Source organism: Serratia sarumanii (assembly GCF_029962605.1).
Taxonomy (GTDB): domain Bacteria; phylum Pseudomonadota; class Gammaproteobacteria; order Enterobacterales; family Enterobacteriaceae; genus Serratia; species Serratia sarumanii.
The window spans coordinates 363,440-382,256 of the sequence record NZ_CP124750.1; the positions used below are offsets into that span (position 1 = coordinate 363,440).

The 18,817-nt window shown below is 60.0% G+C and carries 23 protein-coding genes; 16 read left to right on the top strand and 7 right to left on the bottom strand.

The window, feature by feature from the left end:
- The first annotated feature begins 41 nt into the window (after positions 1–41).
- The 6 genes from SSARUM_RS01645 to SSARUM_RS01670 all read left to right on the top strand — a co-directional run bounded on the left by SSARUM_RS01645 (position 42) and on the right by SSARUM_RS01670 (position 7,536).
- Positions 42–1,340, top strand: coding sequence for an adenylosuccinate synthase (locus tag SSARUM_RS01645; protein ID WP_033654892.1), 1,299 nt, complete (start codon positions 42–44; stop codon positions 1,338–1,340).
- A 233-nt stretch (positions 1,341–1,573) separates the two neighbouring features.
- Positions 1,574–1,999: a nitric oxide-sensing transcriptional repressor NsrR gene (gene nsrR / locus SSARUM_RS01650; protein ID WP_033636784.1), complete on the top strand. Its 426-nt coding sequence runs from the start codon at positions 1,574–1,576 to the stop codon at positions 1,997–1,999.
- A 59-nt stretch (positions 2,000–2,058) separates the two neighbouring features.
- A complete protein-coding gene (gene rnr, locus SSARUM_RS01655; RefSeq protein WP_048321236.1) occupies positions 2,059–4,533 on the top strand; it encodes a ribonuclease R in 2,475 nt (824 codons plus the stop codon).
- 61 nt (positions 4,534–4,594) lie between these two features.
- A complete protein-coding gene (rlmB, locus tag SSARUM_RS01660) occupies positions 4,595–5,326 on the top strand; it encodes a 23S rRNA (guanosine(2251)-2'-O)-methyltransferase RlmB (protein WP_004933653.1) in 732 nt (243 codons plus the stop codon).
- A gap of 116 nt (positions 5,327–5,442) precedes the next feature.
- On the top strand, positions 5,443–7,071 hold the full coding sequence (locus tag SSARUM_RS01665; protein ID WP_043148252.1) for an isovaleryl-CoA dehydrogenase: 1,629 nt from the start codon (positions 5,443–5,445) through the stop codon (positions 7,069–7,071).
- 66 nt (positions 7,072–7,137) lie between these two features.
- A complete protein-coding gene (locus SSARUM_RS01670; protein WP_033636787.1) occupies positions 7,138–7,536 on the top strand; it encodes a DUF350 domain-containing protein in 399 nt (132 codons plus the stop codon).
- On the opposite strand, the gene SSARUM_RS01675 is transcribed toward SSARUM_RS01670, so the two are convergent.
- Positions 7,533–7,808, bottom strand: coding sequence for a YdgH/BhsA/McbA family protein (locus tag SSARUM_RS01675; RefSeq protein ID WP_033638652.1), 276 nt, complete (start codon positions 7,806–7,808; stop codon positions 7,533–7,535). The genes SSARUM_RS01670 and SSARUM_RS01675 overlap by 4 nt on opposite strands.
- Positions 7,809–7,930: 122 nt before the next feature.
- Complete coding sequence (bsmA, locus tag SSARUM_RS01680; protein WP_033648696.1) at positions 7,931–8,239, bottom strand: biofilm peroxide resistance protein BsmA; 309 nt, start codon at positions 8,237–8,239, stop codon at positions 7,931–7,933.
- Between the two features lie 126 nt (positions 8,240–8,365).
- Here bsmA and yjfP point away from each other — a divergent pair, with 126 nt between their 5' ends.
- Positions 8,366–9,118, top strand: coding sequence for an esterase (gene yjfP / locus SSARUM_RS01685; RefSeq protein ID WP_033648695.1), 753 nt, complete (start codon positions 8,366–8,368; stop codon positions 9,116–9,118).
- Positions 9,119–9,241: 123 nt separating this feature from the next.
- Positions 9,242–9,604: a hypothetical protein gene (locus SSARUM_RS01690; protein WP_033648694.1), complete on the top strand. Its 363-nt coding sequence runs from the start codon at positions 9,242–9,244 to the stop codon at positions 9,602–9,604.
- Positions 9,605–9,700: 96 nt separating this feature from the next.
- On the opposite strand, the gene SSARUM_RS01695 is transcribed toward SSARUM_RS01690, so the two are convergent.
- Positions 9,701–9,967 (bottom strand): YdgH/BhsA/McbA family protein, encoded by a 267-nt coding sequence (locus SSARUM_RS01695; protein WP_033636793.1) that lies wholly within the window; start codon positions 9,965–9,967, stop codon positions 9,701–9,703.
- 453 nt (positions 9,968–10,420) lie between these two features.
- Between SSARUM_RS01695 and rpsF the strand changes: the two genes are divergently transcribed.
- The 5 genes from rpsF (at position 10,421) to SSARUM_RS01720 (ending at position 12,334) form a co-directional block, all read left to right on the top strand.
- Positions 10,421–10,819 carry a 30S ribosomal protein S6 gene (gene rpsF, locus SSARUM_RS01700; RefSeq protein ID WP_004933634.1) on the top strand — a complete coding sequence of 133 codons (399 nt, stop codon included), beginning with the start codon at positions 10,421–10,423 and terminating at the stop codon, positions 10,817–10,819.
- Positions 10,820–10,827: 8 nt separating this feature from the next.
- Positions 10,828–11,145, top strand: a complete 318-nt coding sequence (gene priB / locus SSARUM_RS01705; protein ID WP_004933632.1) for a primosomal replication protein N — start codon at positions 10,828–10,830, stop codon at positions 11,143–11,145.
- A 4-nt stretch (positions 11,146–11,149) separates the two neighbouring features.
- Entirely contained in the window at positions 11,150–11,377 is a 228-nt protein-coding gene (rpsR, locus tag SSARUM_RS01710; RefSeq protein WP_000135199.1) for a 30S ribosomal protein S18, read from the top strand.
- 39 nt (positions 11,378–11,416) lie between these two features.
- Complete coding sequence (gene rplI / locus SSARUM_RS01715; RefSeq protein WP_004933629.1) at positions 11,417–11,869, top strand: 50S ribosomal protein L9; 453 nt, start codon at positions 11,417–11,419, stop codon at positions 11,867–11,869.
- A 111-nt stretch (positions 11,870–11,980) separates the two neighbouring features.
- Positions 11,981–12,334 carry a DUF488 domain-containing protein gene (locus SSARUM_RS01720; protein ID WP_033648693.1) on the top strand — a complete coding sequence of 118 codons (354 nt, stop codon included), beginning with the start codon at positions 11,981–11,983 and terminating at the stop codon, positions 12,332–12,334.
- 3 nt (positions 12,335–12,337) lie between these two features.
- On the opposite strand, the gene SSARUM_RS01725 is transcribed toward SSARUM_RS01720, so the two are convergent.
- Positions 12,338–13,009, bottom strand: a complete 672-nt coding sequence (locus tag SSARUM_RS01725; protein WP_033648692.1) for an OapA family protein — start codon at positions 13,007–13,009, stop codon at positions 12,338–12,340.
- A 267-nt stretch (positions 13,010–13,276) separates the two neighbouring features.
- Here SSARUM_RS01725 and fklB point away from each other — a divergent pair, with 267 nt between their 5' ends.
- Positions 13,277–13,897, top strand: coding sequence for an FKBP-type peptidyl-prolyl cis-trans isomerase (gene fklB / locus SSARUM_RS01730; protein ID WP_004933618.1), 621 nt, complete (start codon positions 13,277–13,279; stop codon positions 13,895–13,897).
- A 43-nt stretch (positions 13,898–13,940) separates the two neighbouring features.
- Here fklB and ytfE read toward each other — a convergent pair whose 3' ends face one another.
- Positions 13,941–14,606 (bottom strand): iron-sulfur cluster repair protein YtfE, encoded by a 666-nt coding sequence (ytfE, locus tag SSARUM_RS01735; protein ID WP_033648691.1) that lies wholly within the window; start codon positions 14,604–14,606, stop codon positions 13,941–13,943.
- Positions 14,607–14,723: 117 nt separating this feature from the next.
- A complete protein-coding gene (locus SSARUM_RS01740; RefSeq protein ID WP_060430733.1) occupies positions 14,724–16,676 on the bottom strand; it encodes a bifunctional 2',3'-cyclic-nucleotide 2'-phosphodiesterase/3'-nucleotidase in 1,953 nt (650 codons plus the stop codon).
- Positions 16,677–16,930: 254 nt separating this feature from the next.
- Here SSARUM_RS01740 and cysQ point away from each other — a divergent pair, with 254 nt between their 5' ends.
- On the top strand, positions 16,931–17,671 hold the full coding sequence (gene cysQ, locus SSARUM_RS01745; RefSeq protein WP_033638653.1) for a 3'(2'),5'-bisphosphate nucleotidase CysQ: 741 nt from the start codon (positions 16,931–16,933) through the stop codon (positions 17,669–17,671).
- A gap of 1 nt (position 17,672) precedes the next feature.
- Here cysQ and SSARUM_RS01750 read toward each other — a convergent pair whose 3' ends face one another.
- A complete protein-coding gene (locus tag SSARUM_RS01750) occupies positions 17,673–18,230 on the bottom strand; it encodes a YtfJ family protein (RefSeq protein WP_033636799.1) in 558 nt (185 codons plus the stop codon).
- 330 nt (positions 18,231–18,560) lie between these two features.
- Between SSARUM_RS01750 and SSARUM_RS01755 the strand changes: the two genes are divergently transcribed.
- The gene (locus tag SSARUM_RS01755; RefSeq protein ID WP_033636801.1) at positions 18,561–18,767 is read left to right on the top strand and encodes a DUF1107 domain-containing protein; all 207 of its coding nucleotides are present in this window, start codon (positions 18,561–18,563) and stop codon (positions 18,765–18,767) included.
- Positions 18,768–18,817 lie beyond the last annotated feature (50 nt).

Consider the following 18,817-nt stretch of genomic DNA (forward strand, 5'->3'; position numbering starts at 1 on the left):
GGTGGTAGAATCCATTTTTAAGCAATCGGTGATTTTGAAAAATGGGTAAGAACGTCGTCGTACTGGGCACCCAATGGGGTGACGAAGGTAAAGGCAAGGTTGTAGACCTGCTGACTGAACGGGCTCAATATGTTGTGCGCTACCAAGGTGGCCATAACGCTGGCCACACTCTGGTAATCAACGGTGAAAAAACCGTTCTTCATTTAATTCCTTCAGGTATTTTGCGTGAAAACGTCACCAGCATCATCGGCAACGGTGTTGTTCTGGCGCCGGACGCGTTGATGAAAGAAATGGGTGAACTCGAAGCGCGTGGCATCCCGGTACGCGAACGTCTGTTACTCTCTGAAGCTTGCCCGTTGATCCTGCCTTACCACGTTGCGTTGGATAACGCGCGTGAGAAAGCGCGCGGCGCAAAAGCGATCGGCACCACCGGTCGCGGCATCGGCCCGGCTTACGAAGATAAAGTGGCTCGTCGCGGTCTGCGCGTCAGCGATCTGTTCAACAAAGAAACCTTCGCCGCTAAGCTGAAAGAGATCGTCGATTACCACAACTTCCAGCTGGTCAACTACTACAAAGTTGAAGCCGTCGATTATCAGGCGACGCTGGACTACGTGCTGTCTATCGCCGACATCCTGACCGCCATGGTGGTTGACGTTTCCGAACTGCTGGACGGCGCGCGCAAGCGTGGCGACCTGATCATGTTCGAAGGCGCTCAGGGCACCCTGCTGGATATCGACCACGGTACTTACCCGTACGTTACCTCTTCCAACACCACCGCCGGCGGCGTGGCTACCGGTTCCGGCATTGGCCCACGTTATGTGGACTACGTGCTGGGCATCGTGAAAGCCTACTCCACGCGCGTGGGTGCAGGCCCGTTCCCAACCGAACTGTTCGATGAAACCGGCGAGTACCTGTGCAAGCAGGGTAACGAGTTCGGCGCCACCACCGGCCGTCGTCGTCGTACCGGCTGGCTGGACGCGGTAGCAGTGCGCCGCGCCGTGCAGATCAACTCCCTGTCCGGCTTCTGCCTGACCAAGCTGGACGTCCTGGACGGCCTGAAAGAAGTGAAGATCTGCGTGGGTTACCGCATGCCAGACGGCCGTGAAGTGGACACCACTCCGCTGGCGGCTGAAGGCTGGGAAGGCATCGAGCCTATCTACGAAACCATGCCGGGCTGGAGCGAAACCACCTTTGGCGTGAAAGAGCACAGCAAGCTGCCTCAGGCTGCGCTGAACTACATCAAGCGCATCGAAGAAGTGACCGGCGTACCGGTAGATATCATCTCTACCGGCCCGGATCGCAGCGAAACCATGATCCTGCGCGACCCGTTCGACGCATAATCAGGCTTTGCGGCATTAAACAAACCGGGCGCGTCCCGGTTTGTTTTTATCCTGACTCCCTCCGATTGCGGTTTCACGTCAAAAAATCCTTTCATAAACCCGCCTTAGGGCGCGGGATTCGCTAAATAATTAGCGACGAACTCTCCGGCTGGTTTATTATCCAATGAGTAATCTTTTGAATAGCGCCGAAAAGCGGCGTATCAGACGGGTAAAACGATACCCAGAGGTAAGATGTGCAGTTAACAAGTTTTACTGATTATGGCCTGCGGGCGTTGATCTACATGGCCTCGTTGCCGCAGGACAAGATGACCAGCATCTCGGAAGTGACCGAGGTTTACGGCGTGTCTCGCAACCATATGGTGAAGATCATCAATCAGTTGAGCCGGGTCGGTTTTGTCACGGCGGTGCGCGGCAAGCATGGCGGCATTCGCTTGGGCAAACCGGCCGAGAGCATTCGCCTCGGCGACGTGGTACGGGCGCTGGAGCCGCTCGCGCTGGTTAACTGCAGCAGTGATTTTTGCCACATCACCCCTGCCTGCCGATTGAAGCAGGTGCTCCACCAGGGCGTACAGAATTTCCTTGAAGAGCTGGATAAGCATACGTTGGCCGACATGGTCGAAGACAATCCGCCGCTCTACAAGCTATTGCTTGTCGAATAAAACGACGTTGAGAAGACAAGGCTCAACGTCATCCTGCTGATGACAACGGAGGAACCGCAATGTCACAAGATCCATTCCTGGAACGAGAAGCAGAAAAATACGAATCCCCTATCCCCAGTCGTGAATATATCCTGGCCCATTTGGCGAAAAGAGAAACGCCGGCCAGCCGCGAAGAACTGGGCAACGAACTGGGCCTCAGCGGTGAAGAGCAGCTGGAAGCGCTGCGTCGCCGCCTGCGCGCCATGGAGCGCGATGGCCAGTTAGTGTTTACCCGCCGCCAGTGCTACGCGCTGCCGGAACGTCTGGATCTGCTGCGCGGCACGGTGATCGGCCACCGCGACGGCTACGGCTTCCTGCGCGTTGAAGGCAGCAAAGACGATCTGTACCTGTCTGCCGAACAGATGAAAATGGCGATCCACGGTGACGTGGTGTTGGCGCAGGCGCTGGGCGCGGATCGCAAAGGGCGCCGCGAAGCGCGCATCGTGCGCGTGCTGGTGCCGAAAAACAGCCAGATTGTCGGCCGCTTCTTCATGGACGCCGGTACCGGCTTCGTGGTGCCGGACGACAGCCGTCTGAGCTTCGATATTCTGATCCCGGCGGACAGCGTCAGCGGCGCGCGCATGGGCTTTATGGTGGTGGTGGAGCTGACTCAGCGCCCGACCCGCCGCACCAAGGCGGTCGGCAAGATCGTCGAGATCCTCGGCGACAAGATGGGCACCAGCATGGCGGTGGACATCGCGCTGCGCACCCATGAGATCCCGCATACCTGGCCGCCGCAGGTGGAAAAACAGGTGGCCGATCTCAGCGAGCAGGTGCCGGAAGCGGCCAAGAAGGGCCGCGTCGATCTGCGCAAGCTGCCGTTGGTGACCATCGACGGTGAAGACGCACGCGACTTCGATGACGCCGTGTACTGTGAGAAGAAACGCGGCGGCGGCTGGCGCCTGTGGGTGGCGATCGCCGACGTCAGTTACTACGTGCGCCCGCGCACCGCGCTGGACGACGAAGCGCGCAGCCGCGGCAACTCGGTGTACTTCCCGTCGCAGGTGATCCCGATGCTGCCGGAAGTGCTGTCCAACGGGCTGTGCTCCCTGAACCCGCAGGTCGATCGCCTGTGCATGGTGTGCGAGATGACCATCTCCGCCCAGGGGCGCCTGTCCACGGCCAAGTTTTACGAGGCGGTGATGAGCTCGCACGCCCGCCTGACCTACAACAAGGTGTGGCACATTCTGCAGGGCGATCAGGAGCTGCGCGAGCACTACCATCCGCTGGTCAAGCACCTGGAAGAGCTGCACGCGATGTATAAGGTGCTGGATAAGGCGCGCGCCGAGCGCGGCGGCATCGCGTTTGAAACCGAAGAAGCCAAATTCATTTTCAACGCCGAGCGTCGCATCGAGCGCGTGGAGCCGACGGTGCGCAACGACGCCCACAAACTGATCGAAGAGTGCATGATCATGGCCAACGTGGCGGCCGCGCGCTTCGTCGAGAAACGCAACGAGCCGGCGCTGTACCGCGTGCACGATCGTCCGAGCGACGACCACATCTCCGCGCTGCGCAGCGTGCTGAGCGAGCTGGGGCTGACGCTGGGCGGCGGCAACAAGCCGCAGCCGAAGGACTATGCGGTGCTGATGGACGAAGTGTCCGAGCGCCCTGACCACGAAATGCTGCAAACCATGTTGCTGCGTTCGATGAAGCAGGCGATTTACGATCCGGAAAACCGCGGCCACTTCGGCCTGGCGCTGGCGTCTTACGGCCACTTCACCTCGCCAATCCGTCGTTATCCGGATCTGGCGCTGCATCGCGCGATCAAATATCAGCTGGCCAAAGAGCACGGCGAGCCGAAAGAGCGCTGGACGCCGACCGGCGGCTGGCACAGCGAATTCGAAGAGATGCTGCAGCTGGGCGAACACTGCTCGATGACCGAACGCCGCGCGGACGAAGCGACGCGTAACGTCGCCGACTGGCTGAAGTGCGATTTCATGCAGGATCACGTCGGTGAAGTGTTCAGCGGCATCATCTCCAGCGTGACCGGCTTCGGTTTCTTCGTGCGCCTGAACGATCTGTTCATCGACGGGCTGGTGCACGTATCAACGCTGGATAATGATTACTATCGCTACGATAATATCGGCCAGCGCCTGATCGGCGAATCTTCCGGCACCGTCTATCGCCTGGGGGATACGGTGGAGATCCGCGTGGACGCGGTGCATATGGACGAGCGCAAGATTGACTTCGCGCTGGTGTCCAGCACCCGCAAAGCGCGCGGTGAAGGTAAAACCGAGCGCGATCGCGCCAAGAAGGGCGGCCAGCGCACGCTGCGCGACAACGGCAACGCGGGGCGCGGCAAGCGCCGCGGCGGCAAACCGCCGGCCAACTTCGAGCCGGACAGCGCCTTCCGCAAGCAGGATGACGCCAAGCCCGCGGACAACGTGAAGAAGGCGAAAAAGAAAGCCAAGAAAGCGTCCGACAAAACGCGGAAAATCGCGGCGGCGACCAAAGCCAAACGCGCAGCCAAGAAGAAAGGTGCCGAGCAGGCTTAACCTGCCGCACATCGTTATCATCGGCCGGTTATCGCCGGCCGCACGAATTTAAAAGAGCATCATGAGCGAAATTATTTACGGCATCCACGCCGTCAAAGCCCTGTTAGAGCGTGATCCGCAACGCTTCCTGGAAGTGTTTATCCTGAAAGGCCGCGAAGATCGCCGCCTGCAACCGCTGATCGCCGAGCTGGAAGCGACCGGCATCGTGATCCAGGTGGCGAACCGCCAATGGCTGGATGACAAGGTTGAAGGCGCGGTGCACCAGGGGATCATCGCCCGGGTGCGCGAAGGGCGTCAGTATCAGGAGAACGATCTGCCGGGCCTGCTGGAAAGCGTGGAGACACCGTTCCTGCTGGTGCTGGACGGCGTGACCGACCCGCACAACCTCGGCGCCTGCCTGCGCAGCGCCGACGCTGCCGGCGTGCACGCGGTGATCGTGCCGCGCGACCGTTCCGCCCAGCTGAACGCCACCGCCAAGAAAGTGGCCTGCGGCGCCGCCGAAAACGTGCCGCTGATCCGCGTGACCAACCTGGCGCGCACGCTGCGTCTGCTGCAGGAAATGAACGTTTGGGTGGTGGGCACCGCCGGCGAAGCCGACCATACGCTGTATCAGAGCAAAATGACCGGCCCGATGGCGCTGGTGATGGGCGCGGAAGGCGAAGGCATGCGCCGTCTGACCCGCGAACACTGCGACGAACTGATCAGCATCCCGATGGCCGGCACCGTCTCTTCGCTGAACGTGTCGGTCGCCACCGGCATCTGCCTGTTCGAAGCGGTGCGCCAGCGCGGCTGATTCTTCTGACGGGGGCTTAGTGCTCCCGTTAATTCCCCCTCTTGTGATCCCGCCTGCGGCAGAAATCTCTGCGCCGACCATACTTACTCCTGACGCTTTTCTCAGGGAGCACTCTCATGGTCTGGACTACGCACACCGTTTTTAACCAACCCAAGCCGCTGGGCAACAGCAACCTGTTTCTCTCCGATACGCCGCTGCGCGAAGCGTTGCAGCGCGAGCAGGGCGGCTGGGATGCCGAGGTATTGGCCTCGCTGGGCCAGCAGCTCGGCACCCAGGAGTCGCTGGAGCTGGGGCGCCTGGCCAATGCCAACCCGCCGGAGCTGCTGCGCTACGACGCCACCGGCCAGCGGCTGGACGACGTTCGCTTTCACCCCGCCTGGCATATCCTGATGCAGGGGCTGATCGCCAACCGGGTGCACAACCTGCCCTGGCAGGAGGATGCGCGCATCGGTTCCTTCGTGGCGCGCGCCGCGCGCTTTATGCTGCATGCGCAGGTCGAGGCCGGCACGCTGTGCCCGGTGACCATGACCTTCGGCGCTACGCCGCTGTTGCTGCAGGCGTTACCGGCCGAGTTTCGCTCCTGGCTGACGCCGCTGTTGTCGGATCGTTATGACGCTCACCTGCTGCCTGGCGGGCAAAAGCGCGGCCTGCTGATCGGCATGGGCATGACGGAGAAACAGGGCGGCTCCGATGTGCTGAGCAATACCACCACCGCCGCGCCGCTCGGCGCGCGCGGGCCGGGTGAAGCCTACCGGCTGGTGGGGCACAAGTGGTTCTTCTCGGTGCCGCAGAGCGATGCGCACCTGGTGTTGGCGCAGGCCGAAGGCGGGTTGTCCTGCTTCTTCCTGCCGCGCATTTTGCCGGACGGCAGCCGCAACGCCATTCGCCTGGAGCGGTTGAAAGACAAGCTGGGCAACCGTTCCAACGCCAGCAGCGAAGTGGAATTTCAGGACGCCACCGCCTGGCTGCTGGGGGAGGAGGGCGACGGCGTGCGGCATATCCTGAAGATGGGCGGCCTGACCCGTTTCGACTGCTCGCTCGGCAGCCACGGCCTGATGCGCCGCGGGCTGTCGGTGGCGCTGTATCATGCGCTGCAGCGGCAGGCGTTCGGCAAGCTCTTGATCGAACAACCGCTGATGCGTCAGGTTCTGGCGCGCATGGCGCTGCGGCTGGAAGGGCATACCGCGTTGCTGTTCCGGCTGGCCCGCGCCTGGGAGAGCCGCAGCAATGAGGGCGAGCTGATCTACAGCCGCCTGCTGACCCCGGCGGCCAAATACAGCATCTGCCGCCAGGGCATGCCGTTCATCGCCGAGGCGATGGAGGTGCTGGGCGGCATCGGCTACTGCGAAGAGAGCGAGCTGCCGCGCCTGTATCGCGAGATGCCGGTCAACAGCATCTGGGAAGGTTCCGGCAACATCATGTGTCTGGACGTATTGCGCAGCCTGCACAAACTGCCGGGTGCGCTCGAGATGCTGCAGTTCGAACTGCAGCCGGTGCGCGGCCAGAATCGGTTGTTCGATCATGCCTGGCGGCAGTGGCAGCAGCGCGCTCGGCAACCGAGTGAGAAGATGGGGCGGCTGCTGACCCAGCAGCTGTTCGATCTGTGCTGCGCCGCGCAGTTGCTGCAGCACGCCAGCCCGCAGGTAGCCGACGCCTGGTGCCATCTGGCGCTGGATCACCGCGGCGAGAGTCTGCTGTCGGCCGAGGTGTGCGAACTGCTGCTGAACCGCGCCATCGGTGGTTAGGGAAAAGGGTGGCGCGCGGCGGCGAAAACCTTTTTAATTCAGTCTCACTCTGACAGGAAAATGCACATGGATATTCTCAGCGCGTTGGCGGCGTTCGCCTCTTACTTCTTCAGCGGTTTCGCCATGGTTTTGGTGTTTCTGTTCGTCTATACCCGCATCACCCCGCACGACGAATGGGCGTTGATCAAGGCCGATAACCAATCCGCCGCCTTTGCTTTCATCGGCGCTTGCCTGGGGTATGTGATCCCGTTGGCCAGCGCGGCGATCAACTCGATCAGCCTGCTGGATTACCTGCTGTGGGGCGTGGTGGCACTGGTGGTGCAACTGCTGCTGTTCGCGGCCGTGAAGATCTACATGCCGCGCATCAGCGACAAGATCGAAGCGAACCACCTGGCCGCCGGGATTTTCCTGGGGGGCGTCTCCGTCAGCGGCGGCGTGTTGAATGCGGCTTGCATGAGCTACTAAAGGTATAAGATGGCCGAGGCGCGCCAGCCAAGCGGGTGCGCCTGTTCTTCCATCCGCAGGATGCGGTAATAGCTGGCGCCGTGCTGGCCGGCGGTGCGGGCGATGGCCTGCTCCGCCTCCTGCGGTGAACCGGGCAGATCGTTAAAGGTGATCTCGGCGATTTCACTGAGCGGCGTCACGCGATCGGCGGGTGCCAGTTCGGCGGACTGTGCGCCGGTGCTGAGCAGCCCTACTGAAAGCAGGAGGGAGGTGAGTGCGGTGGAGCGTTTCATGGCGTTCCCCTTCGTCAGATCCTGAATCGCACCCGCAACATGCGGCATGCTGTCCGCCAGTGTGCAACACCCTACTTCAGCCTGTGCAAAGCCAGTGTAAATCTGCTTAAAAAATCCCCGCCTTACCGATACAGGATCGCCTGGGAATACCATTGGCCCGGCACGACGGTTTCGCTGTTCATGATGATCACGTAATACCGGGCGCCGGCGGCGGTGGCCTTACGCTGGATCTCCGCTTCCACGTCCATCGGGCTGCCGCGCACTACGGCGGTGACGGTACCTATCTTCACCAGCTCGGCGGTCTGCGCGCGGACGATCTCCTGCGCCTGTGCGGTGGGCGGCGGCGGCGGTTTCGGCGTGGTGGTCATGATGCCGCAGGCGGAAAGCTGTGCGGCCAGCGTCAGGATGATGAGTGTACGGACAAGCGTCATGATGACCTCGGAATAGCCGGTAGATGGCTTCAGTGTAACGCAATATAAGCTGGAACAGATTGAGCTAACGCTGGCTGGCGCAAGTTTGTCATGATGAATGCCAACAGGTGCGTTGAGGATGAACGGATGATCGAAATTCATGACGAGCGGGCGGGCGATATCGCGGTGATCCATGCCGTCCCCGCAGGGCACTATCACCGGCCCTTGCCGACGGTGTTCTTCTGTCACGGCTATACCTCGTCGAAAGAGGTGTACGCCTACTTCGCCTGTGCGCTGGCGCGCGTCGGTTTTCGGGTGGTATTGCCGGATGCCGATCGGCACGGCGAGCGGTTCGACGGCGATGAGGCGCGGCGTCTGGCCACGTTTTGGGAGATCCTGCGCAGCAATATCGACGAGCTGCCGCAGATCAAGGCGCACTTCGAGCGGCTTGGCCTGATTGCCGACGGGCGTATCGGCGTCGCCGGCGCCTCTATGGGGGGCATGACCGCGCTTGGCGCCTTCGCGCGCTTCCCGTGGGTCCGGGCGGCCGCCAGCCTGATGGGTTCCGGCTATTACCGTTCGCTGGCGCAAACGCTGTATCCGCCGTTGGGCGCAGAGGGCGAGGCGCTCTCGCCGGCGGCGTTTGCGGCGCGCACCGCCGTGCTGGCGGAATATGAGCTGGAGGGGCGTTTGGAGACGATCGCCGGGCGGCCGCTATTGCTGTGGCACGGCGAGACGGACGACGTGGTGCCGGCGGCGGACAGCCTGCGTTTGGCGGCTGAACTGCGCCGGCAAGGTGCGGGCAGCCGTCTGACGTCGCTCGTCGAACCGGGGGTGAAGCACCGCATCACGCCGCTGGCGCTGTCCGCCACGGCCGACTTCTTCCGCCGCGAGCTGTAATACGCATCCTGGCGCGATGCCTGGAATTGCACCGCTCTGTGCCTGCTGTTTCGGCCATCGTTTGGCCGAATAAAGGGGAGAATGCCAGCGTGAATTCTTTCAGGGCAGCAAGGAGCAAAGGGCATGATAAAAAACATCGGCAGTGCGGCCGGTTTAATGGGAACGATGAAAGCACGCGCCGAGCTTAACTCAGCGGCCTTCAGCGAGATGTTGGGAGCCGCCGACGGCAAGGCGCGGCAAAACAAGGCGAATCCGCTGTCGCGCATCACCGTGCAGACGATGCAAAACGTGACGGCGCTGTTCGCCTCCGCGGCGAAAGCGGCGCCCACTCACCCCGCGGCAGCCGGTGCGCTCTCGTTCGAACAGCGGGCGACGCTGGCGGAAAGCGCAGAGCTGCTGCAAACGCGAACGAACTATCTGCGGACGGCGCTGCAATTGCACAATCCGGGCAAGGCGTTCAGCATGCCGGCGCTGCTCAAGCTGTGATAAGGAAAGCGGAGCGCCCAACGAGCGGCGCTCCGGTGCGGACTGAACGGGCTTTCTGATGAAGCCCTGGGGATTTCCCTGGCGTGGCTTGTCTCTTTAGCGATACAGCTCGGCGCTGACGTGCATCGTGCTGTTGTCGCCCGGTTCGTGCAGGGCGATGATGCGATAAGAGGTCGCGCCGCGTTGATCGGCGATTTTACTGACCTGGCTGCTGGCGTCATCCGGCGAAACCACGTTCTGGTTCAGGGTGACGAAGCCGACGCTCTGGCGTTGATCGGCCTGGTGCGACGTGATCTCCGTGGCGGCCATTACGTTGGCGGAGAACAGGGCGGCCAGCGCCGTTGCGAGAATGATGCGTTTCATAGTGCCTCTCTTACTTTTTGCCGTTACGGCCTGACAGCGAGTGTCGCTGCGGCAAAAAGTCATTTATCTGCATTGAATAACCTGGAATCTTTTTCGTCGCGCTGTCTGCGGCGGATATGGTTAATTTTAGTCCGTTGCGGCGGATTAAAAAGCGGGGTCTTTTGATGGCCTCTTTCAAAAAAAGTGAAATAGATTTGTGACTCAGCGCTGATTTCATTGAAAGATTTTTGAAACCGATGGATCGGCGTACATAGGTTCTCCCACGAGCAAATCGTGCTATTTCCCATAACGCCTCGCATTAACGCGAATAAAACCCACGCAGTCCTTGAGTTTCCCGCCCTGCGTCAGTATGATTACGCGTCATTTTTCAGCCGCACACTAAACACGTTCCTTGCTTCCATGGGCCGCGGTTGACCCTGACAGGAGGCTGAATAATCCGTAAGGAGCAATTCGATGCGTCATTACGAAATCGTTTTTATGGTCCATCCTGACCAAAGCGAACAGGTTCCGGGCATGATCGAGCGTTACAGTGCTACCATCACTAACGCGCAAGGTCAGATTCACCGTCTGGAAGACTGGGGCCGCCGTCAGCTGGCTTATCCGATCAACAAACTGCACAAGGCTCACTACGTTCTGCTGAACGTTGAAGCGCCGCAGGAAGCGATCGATGAGCTGGAAACTAACTTCCGCTTCAACGACGCCGTTATCCGCAGCATGGTTATGCGCGTTAAGCACGCGGTAACTGAAGCATCTCCGATGGTTAAAGCGAAAGACGAACGTCGTGGCGATCGCCGCGAAGACTTCGCTAACGAAACCGCAGATGATGCAGATGCTGGGGATTCTGAAGAGTAATTGCCGCCGTGACGGCTAATCGTCTGGTTTTGTCGGGCACTGTGTGCAAGGCGCCGGTTCGAAAAGTGAGTCCTTCCGGGATACCGCACTGCCAATTTGTGCTAGAGCACCGTTCGCAGCAGACGGAAGCCGGATTCAGCAGACAAGCATGGTGCCGAATGCCCGTGGTTGTCAGCGGACAACAGTCACAAGCACTAACTCAAAGATTAACGGTCGGCAGTCAGATTACCGTGCAAGGCTTTGTAAGCTGCCATCAAGGGCGCAACGGGCTGAGCAAATTGGTTCTGCATGCCGAGCAGATTGAATTGATAGATTCTGGAGACTAGCCAAATGGCACGTTATTTCCGTCGTCGCAAGTTCTGCCGTTTCACCGCGGAAGGCGTTCAAGAGATTGACTATAAAGACATCGCTACGCTGAAAAACTACATCACCGAAAGTGGTAAAATTGTACCGAGCCGTATCACCGGTACTCGTGCAAAATATCAGCGCCAGCTGGCCCGTGCTATCAAGCGCGCGCGCTACCTGTCTTTGTTGCCGTACACTGATCGTCATCAGTAATCGGCCACTGTCCATTAACGACTTTGAGAGGATAAGGTAATGCAAGTTATTCTGCTTGATAAAGTAGCAAACCTGGGCAGCCTGGGTGATCAAGTTAACGTTAAAGCGGGCTACGCTCGTAACTTCCTGGTACCACAGGGCAAAGCTGTTCCTGCTACCAAGAAAAACGTTGAGTTCTTCGAAGCACGCCGTGCTGAACTGGAAGCCAAACTGGCTGACGTTCTGGCTGCTGCTGAAGCTCGCGCAACCAAGATCAACGAACTGGGTTCAGTCACCATCGCTTCCAAATCTGGCGACGAAGGTAAACTGTTCGGCTCTATCGGCACCCGCGACATCGCTGACGCAGTGACTGCGGCAGGCGTTGAAGTTGCCAAGAGCGAAGTTCGTCTGCCGAACGGCGTTCTGCGTACCACTGGCGAGCACGAAGTGCACTTCCAGGTACACAGCGACGTGTTCGCACAGCTGAATGTAGTTGTGGTTGCAGAAGCGTAATTTACGCTGCTGTTAACCCGGTTAAAACGCCAGCCTCGCGCTGGCGTTTTGCTTTTCTGCGCCCGGCAAAACGCGCTACGCTTGAAGACGGGATAAAAAGGAGAGCGTGCGATGGCAAAGATTACGCTACAGCGGGTTTACGATTTCAGCGCGCCGGCGCCGGAACACTGTTATCTGATAGACAGGCTATGGCCGCGCGGCATCAGCAAGGAGCGGCTGACGGGCGTGCAGTGGCTGAAACAGGTGGCGCCGGATGACGAACTGCGTAAGTGGTTCCATCAGCATACCGACCAGTGGGCGGTCTTCGAGGCGCGTTATCGCCAACAGCTGGCGGCCAACGACGCCTGGCGGCCGCTGGTGGCGCTGTTACGGCAGGGGCAAGCGCTGACGCTGCTGTATGGCAGCAAAGATACCGAGCACAACCAGGGCGTGGTGCTGCGCGAGTTTTTGCTGGCGCAGCTGTAGAGGTTAACGTTCCCGGCGGTAGCTGCCGTCGGCCTGGCGGCGGAACAGCACCTGGCTGTTGTCCACTGTGGTCACCGACAGCGCGTTAATCACGCCGTTGGCGTCGCGTTCGATGCGCACTTCCTGGCCGGCTTTCATGTTGCTCAGCGGCTTGTCGCCGCCTTCCACCTGCGCCATGGCGAACACTTCATTCACCGGCAGATTGTTGTCGCGAAACAGCTGCGCCAGGGTCTGGCCGGGCTGAATTTGGTAACGCTGCCAGTTGCCCGCCGGCGTCGGTTCGTTGGCTGGAGTGGCGCCGCCGCCGTTTTGCCGCTCGGCCTGCAGCGGCACGCTGGTTTCCTGCTGGGATACCGGGAACGGCTGTCTTTCGGGCGAATAGGGCCACAGCAGGGCCAGCAGCAGGATAGCGCCGAAAATCAGCACCCAGCGGCGGTGAAAGTAGGGCAGCGGCTCCATCCAATGGAAACCGTCCGGCAGATGCCAGACTTTGGCCAGCAGCGCTTTGACCTGCTGCATTTTGTCGTTGGCCGGCGGTGGCTCCGATGGCGGTTCCGCGCCTTCAGACGTGGGTGCGGCGCCCGGTTTCAGGCGCTGGCTGACGTTCAGCCAGGTGCGCAGCAGCGGCTGGTAGATGCGGGTGGTTTTCCTTCTCCTGGGCGCGATTCTGCCCATGGTGACCTCTCTTCGACGGCGAAATAATGAGCGCGGCGCGGCAAGCGCGTCGCCTGCCCGATATCCTGCTTTCAGTATAGTCCGCTAACTGATTGAAGCGAAAGGCGGCTGAGCGGCAGAACCGCGGTTTGCGGCTGCGGGCGTTAACAGAAGGTTATTGTTTCTTTTTCTACGACAAAAGTCATCATTCTCCACACAAGATTTTACCCGGCATTGACGCGCTGTTATGCTGCGCTTTCGACTTTTTACAGACTTAAGGAAAACCCCATGACAACCCCTTCTTTTGACAGCGTTGAAGCGCAAGCAAGTTACGGGATTGGTTTACAGGTCGGCCAGCAGCTGCAAGAGTCCGGGCTGGAAGGTTTGCAACCGGAAGCTTTGCTGGCGGGCCTGCGTGACGCGCTGGAAGGGAATGCCCCGGCGGTTCCGGTAGACGTGGTGCACCGCGCGCTGCGTGAAATCCACGAGCGTGCGGACGCGGTGCGCCGCGAGCGCCAGCAGGCGATGGCCGTTGAAGGCCAGAAATTCCTGGACGACAACGCCAAGCGCGACGACGTGACGCTGACCGAGTCCGGCCTGCAGTTCTCCGTGCTGGAGCAGGGCAACGGCCCGATCCCGTCCCGTCAGGACCGTGTGCGCGTGCACTACACCGGTCGTCTGATCAACGGCGACGTGTTCGATAGCTCGGTCGAGCGCGGCCAGCCGGCAGAATTCCCGGTCAGCGGCGTGATCCCAGGCTGGATCGAAGCGCTGACCCTGATGCCGGTCGGCTCCAAATGGCAGCTGTATATCCCGCATAACCTGGCCTACGGGGAGCGTGGCGCAGGCGCGTCCATCCCGCCGTTCAGCGCGCTGGTGTTCGACGTCGAGCTGCTGGAAATCCTGTAATCCCACCGAGGATTGCTCCGGGCGCCTTCGTGGCGCCCTTATTTTATGCGCCGCGCAGCGCGCGCGGGAACAGCAGATTGTTTTCCAGGCTGATGTGCTCCATCAGATCGCCGATAAACTCATCGATGCCGGTGTACAGCGCTCGCCAGGTGGTGCAGGCGCCCTCCGGTGGCGTCACGTTATCGGTGAGGAACTTCACCACTTCCAGCTGCTCACCCGCCTCGTCATGTTCATGCTCCATCACCGAGATCGGTCCGGCGGCCTGCGGCCCCATGCCCTGTTTGATCAGCGGGAACAGGATCTGTTCCTCTTTCATCATGTGATTCTCCAGATCCAGACGGATCAGGTTCAGCTGCTTCGCCAACCCGCGCGGGCAGCTGGGTTTGTCGCCGTGCACGCGTTCGACTTTTTCCGCCATCAGCACCAGTTCAGCCAATTGCTCGCGGTGCCGCTGATGAAAGCGCGGCAGAATGTAATCGATCACCTCACCGAGCGGCGCTGTGCGCCAGTCCCGGCTTTGTTCCGGCGTGGCGGCGAGTGCGGCCAGCGCGTTCTCCAACTGGTCGATGTCCAGCCCTTTACGCTCGGCGGCGCGCGCCAGCGACTGCCGGCCGCCGCAGCAGAAATCCAGCTGATGCTGGCGAAACAGCCGGGATGCCCGGGGAATGGCGATGGCGAGCGCGCCAAGGGATTGGTTGCGGTAATCCATGGTAGTGCCTCTTTAAACGAAGGAATTTTATAACATGCATTTTAAATGCAATTTAAAGAGTGCGCCAGTGGGAAAATAGCGAAGATGGCCGGGAGATGGCCCCGGCCGGGTGATTATTTATTTCGCGCTTAAATTGATGCGATAGAGCGCGAAGCCGATACGGTCATTGCCCTCGGCGGTCATCGGATATTGAGCGTGCTCCTTGATAAACGCTGTCGCTTTGTCCGACGGCGAAGTCTCGAAGCGGATATCCAGCGGCTGCTGGCTGTTGAAGGTCGCCAAACGCCAGTTGTTGTCCGCCTGCGGATGCACCGCGCCGTGCCGTTGGGTTTCGGCGCTGATGTAGGCCGCCAGCACCGACCGGTTCTCATCCGGCGAAGCGAAGGCGATGTGTTTGTCGCCGGTGCCGGCAAACTTGCCGCCGTAGGCGCGGTAGTTGTTGGTGGCGACCAGGAAGGTGGCGTTCGGATCGATCGGCTTGCCGTTGAAGGTAAGCTGCTTGATGCGCTCCGCCTTGTCGTTGATCAGCTGGCATTCGCCGTCGTAGCGTGCCGGCTGGCTGACGTCGATCTGGTAGTTGACGCCGTCGATCACGTCGAAGTTATAGGTGCGGAAGCCGTCCCAGTTGATCAAGCCCTGCGGCTTGGCGCTGTTGACGTCGATCTGGTTGAACTGGCCGGCGGAGCACTCCAGCCACTCTTTCACCTCTTTGCCGCTGGCCTTTACTACTACCAGGGTATTGGGGTAGAGATAGAGATCGGCGGCGTTGCGGAAGGTGAGCTGGCCCTTTTCCACTTCGACGAAGCTGGCCGGATCGTTCTTGCGGCCGCCGACCTTGAACGGCGCCGCCGCCGACAGCACCGGCAGATCGGCCAGATCCGGATCGCCCTGAATGTAATGTTCAACGTAGGCCTTCTGCGCATTGTTGACGATCTGCACCGTCGGATCGTCCTGCACCAGCGCCAGGTAGCTGTACATGTTGCCGTCGGATTTGCCGATCGGCTGGCTGACGAACTCGCGCGTGCCCTTGTGATCGTCCGCCAACACTTTCACCAGCGCGGCGTCTTCCGCCGCCAGCGATTTCTTGTTCTCTTTGTCGTAGATCGGCCGCGCTTCCGCTTTGGCGGCGGTCACTTTCCAGCTGCCGCCATCGTTGTTGAGCTGCAAGTCGACCACGCCGAGATGATCGCCCCATTGGCCCGGCATCACCGCCGGTACGCCGTTCAGCAGGCCTTTATCGATATCCGCGCCTTTGACGTTGGCGAAGTCCTTGCTCGGGAACACCGCATGGGCGTGGCCGAACATGATGGCGTCGATGCCCGGCACCTGGCTGAGGTAATAGACCGAGTTTTCCGCCATTGCCTTGTAAGGCTCGCTGGACAGCCCGGAATGCGGGATCGCCACCACCAGATCGGCGCCCTGTTTACGCATTTCCGGCACGTAGCGCTTGGCGGTGGCGGTGATGTCGTCCACCGTCACTTTGCCCTGCAGGTTAGCTTTATCCCACACCAGGATCTGCGGCGGCACGAAGCCGATGTAGCCGATGCGCAGCGTATGCGCCTTGCCGTCGCGGTCTTTCACCGGCGTATCGACGATGATGTACGGCGTGAACAGCGGTTTTTGCGTTTTGGCGTCGACGACGTTGGCGTTGATGTACGGGAATTTGGCGCCGGCGATGGCGTTCTTCAGGTAGTCCAGCCCGTAGTTGAATTCATGGTTGCCGATGTTGCCGACCACGTAGTCCAGCGTGTTCATCGCCTTATAGACCGGGTGCACGTCGCCCGGCTTCAACCCCTTGGCCGCCATGTAGTCGCCGAGCGGGCTGCCCTGAATGATGTCACCGTTGTCCACCAACACCGCGTTGGTAGCCTGTTGGCGCGCCTGCTGGATCAGGCTGGCGGTGCGCACCAGGCCGAACTTGTCGGTCGGCGTGTCCTTGTAGTAATCGAAGTCCATCATGTTGCTGTGCAGATCGGTGGTTTCCAGCACGCGCAGATCGACGGTGGCCGCCTGCGCCGAGGCGCACACCAGCAGCGCAAGCGCGGACAGCGTCAGTGGATGCTTCATCATTTGGGGGCTCTCCATTTCATTATTCGAGTGTTATCGCAGAGGGAAATGTAATTAACATTGCTTGCCACAGTAAACTGTGAAGTGTGGCAGAAAACGGCGGCAGGTAACGCGGGGAAGTTCACAGTTGTGCCCAACAAGATCTGAGGAATTCCCGGGGGTTAGCCGGTTGAGATGGATATTCGGCGTAAAAAAAACTAGTCTGCTAGCAGAGACAGAGGGAAATTTCCCACGGAGATGCAGAGTTGAGGTGCATGATGTTAGAGCGAATTTGCCAACTGTCCCGCGAGGCGGGGGCGGCGATCATGGCGGTGTACGACGGTGAACAACCGCTTGATGTCGCACAGAAAAAAGATGATTCACCGGTGACGGCGGCCGATCTGGCGGCGCATCACATCATCAAGCGCGGCCTGGCGGCGCTGACGCCGGAGGTGCCGCTGCTGTCGGAAGAAGATCCGCCGGCGTGGGAAGAGCGCCGCAGCTGGACGCGTTACTGGCTGGTCGATCCGCTGGACGGCACCAAAGAGTTCTTGCACCGCAACGGTGAGTTCACGGTCAATATCGCTCTGATTGAAGAGGGGCAGGCGGTGATGGGCGTAGTGTACGCGCCGGCGATAGACGTATTGTATCTGGCGGAGCGCGGCAAGGCCTGGAAAGAAGAGAAGGGCGTGCGGCAGGCGATCGGCGTCAGCAACGCGCATCCGCCGCTGGTGGTGGTGAGCCGCTCGCATATCGACGACGAGCTGAAAGATTATCTGCAGCAGCTGGGCGAGCACCAGACCGTGTCCGTCGGCTCCTCGCTGAAGTTCTGCCTGGTGGCGGAAGGCAAGGCGCAGCTCTATCCGCGCTTCGGGCCGACCAACATTTGGGATACCGCCGCAGGGCATGCGGTGGCGGTGGCCGCCGGGGCGCAAATTCACGATTGGCAGGGCAAGCCGTTGCTCTATACCCCGCGTGAATCCTTCCTCAACCCCGGCTTCCGGGTGTCGCTGTTCTGAGTTAGTTCGCCAACAGCTGGTGCAGCTTGGACATCACCTGCTGCACCTCTTCCGGCGTCAGCGCGCCGTCTTTGGCAAACTGAATGCGCCCTTGCTTATCCAGCACCACGATGGCGGAGCCTTTCGGCTGCAGATCCCAGGCCTTGCGCACGTTACCGTCGCTGTCGACGATAAACTGCGACCACGGGAACTCCTTCTTGCTGTCTTCAATGCTGCTGCGCACGAACATCGCGGTGCCCATCAGGGCATCGTCGGTGTTGACGATTGTCGTCGTTTGGTAACGATCGTGTGGTAGCTTCGCCTTCTTGATCGCTTCAATCAGTGGGTCGTTCATGTCTTTGGCGGAGCTGCGGCCGGCAATATGTTGTATCACTCGCACTTTTCCACTGAGCTGCGCGCTGTTCCAGTTCTGGTAGCTAAAATTACCTTCAGCGTAATTGAGCTCTCCTTTGTCGCTGACGCCGACCGGCGCCACGCGCTGCTGGAGCTGGAAGTTGTGCGCGGAAGCGAAAAGCGGGGCGAGCAGCAGGGATACCATCAGCATGCGACTTGTTTTCATGCTTTCTCCTTGTAATGGGGGGAATTTGTGCGACAGCACTTCGACAGCCTAAAGCATAGGATGTGATAAGAGGTCTGTCCTGTTAACCGGATCGCAGATTTTCCCTTGGTTCGCTAATCATCAGATTTTGAAGGGATATCCTGAAAACGTTATAAATTATCATATACAATTCTGTCAAAAAGTGTAAATCCAGTGCAGATCACCGGGCAGAAGTGAACGATCTGGTCTTTACTGGGTCTACTACATGCAATCAAGTTGCGTTCTGAATTTCGAGGCTGCCACCTTTGGCGGCTCGCTGAGCGCATGGATCAACGGGAGGAGCGTAAAAGAATGAGAATCTTCCAGCGTTATAACCCTTTGAAAGTGGCGAAGTACGTTAAGACCCTGTTTCGCGGAAGGCTGTATATCAAGGACGTGGGCGCATTTGAATTCGACGAGGGGAAAATCCTGCCGCCGAAGATTCGCGACAAGCGCCATTTCAGCGTGATGTCTGAAGTGAACCGTCAGGTGCTGCTGCTGCAGGCCGAGATGGGGTGAACACCTCGCTGACAGCGGTAAAAAAATGCGGCCCCGATGGGGCCGCTGAT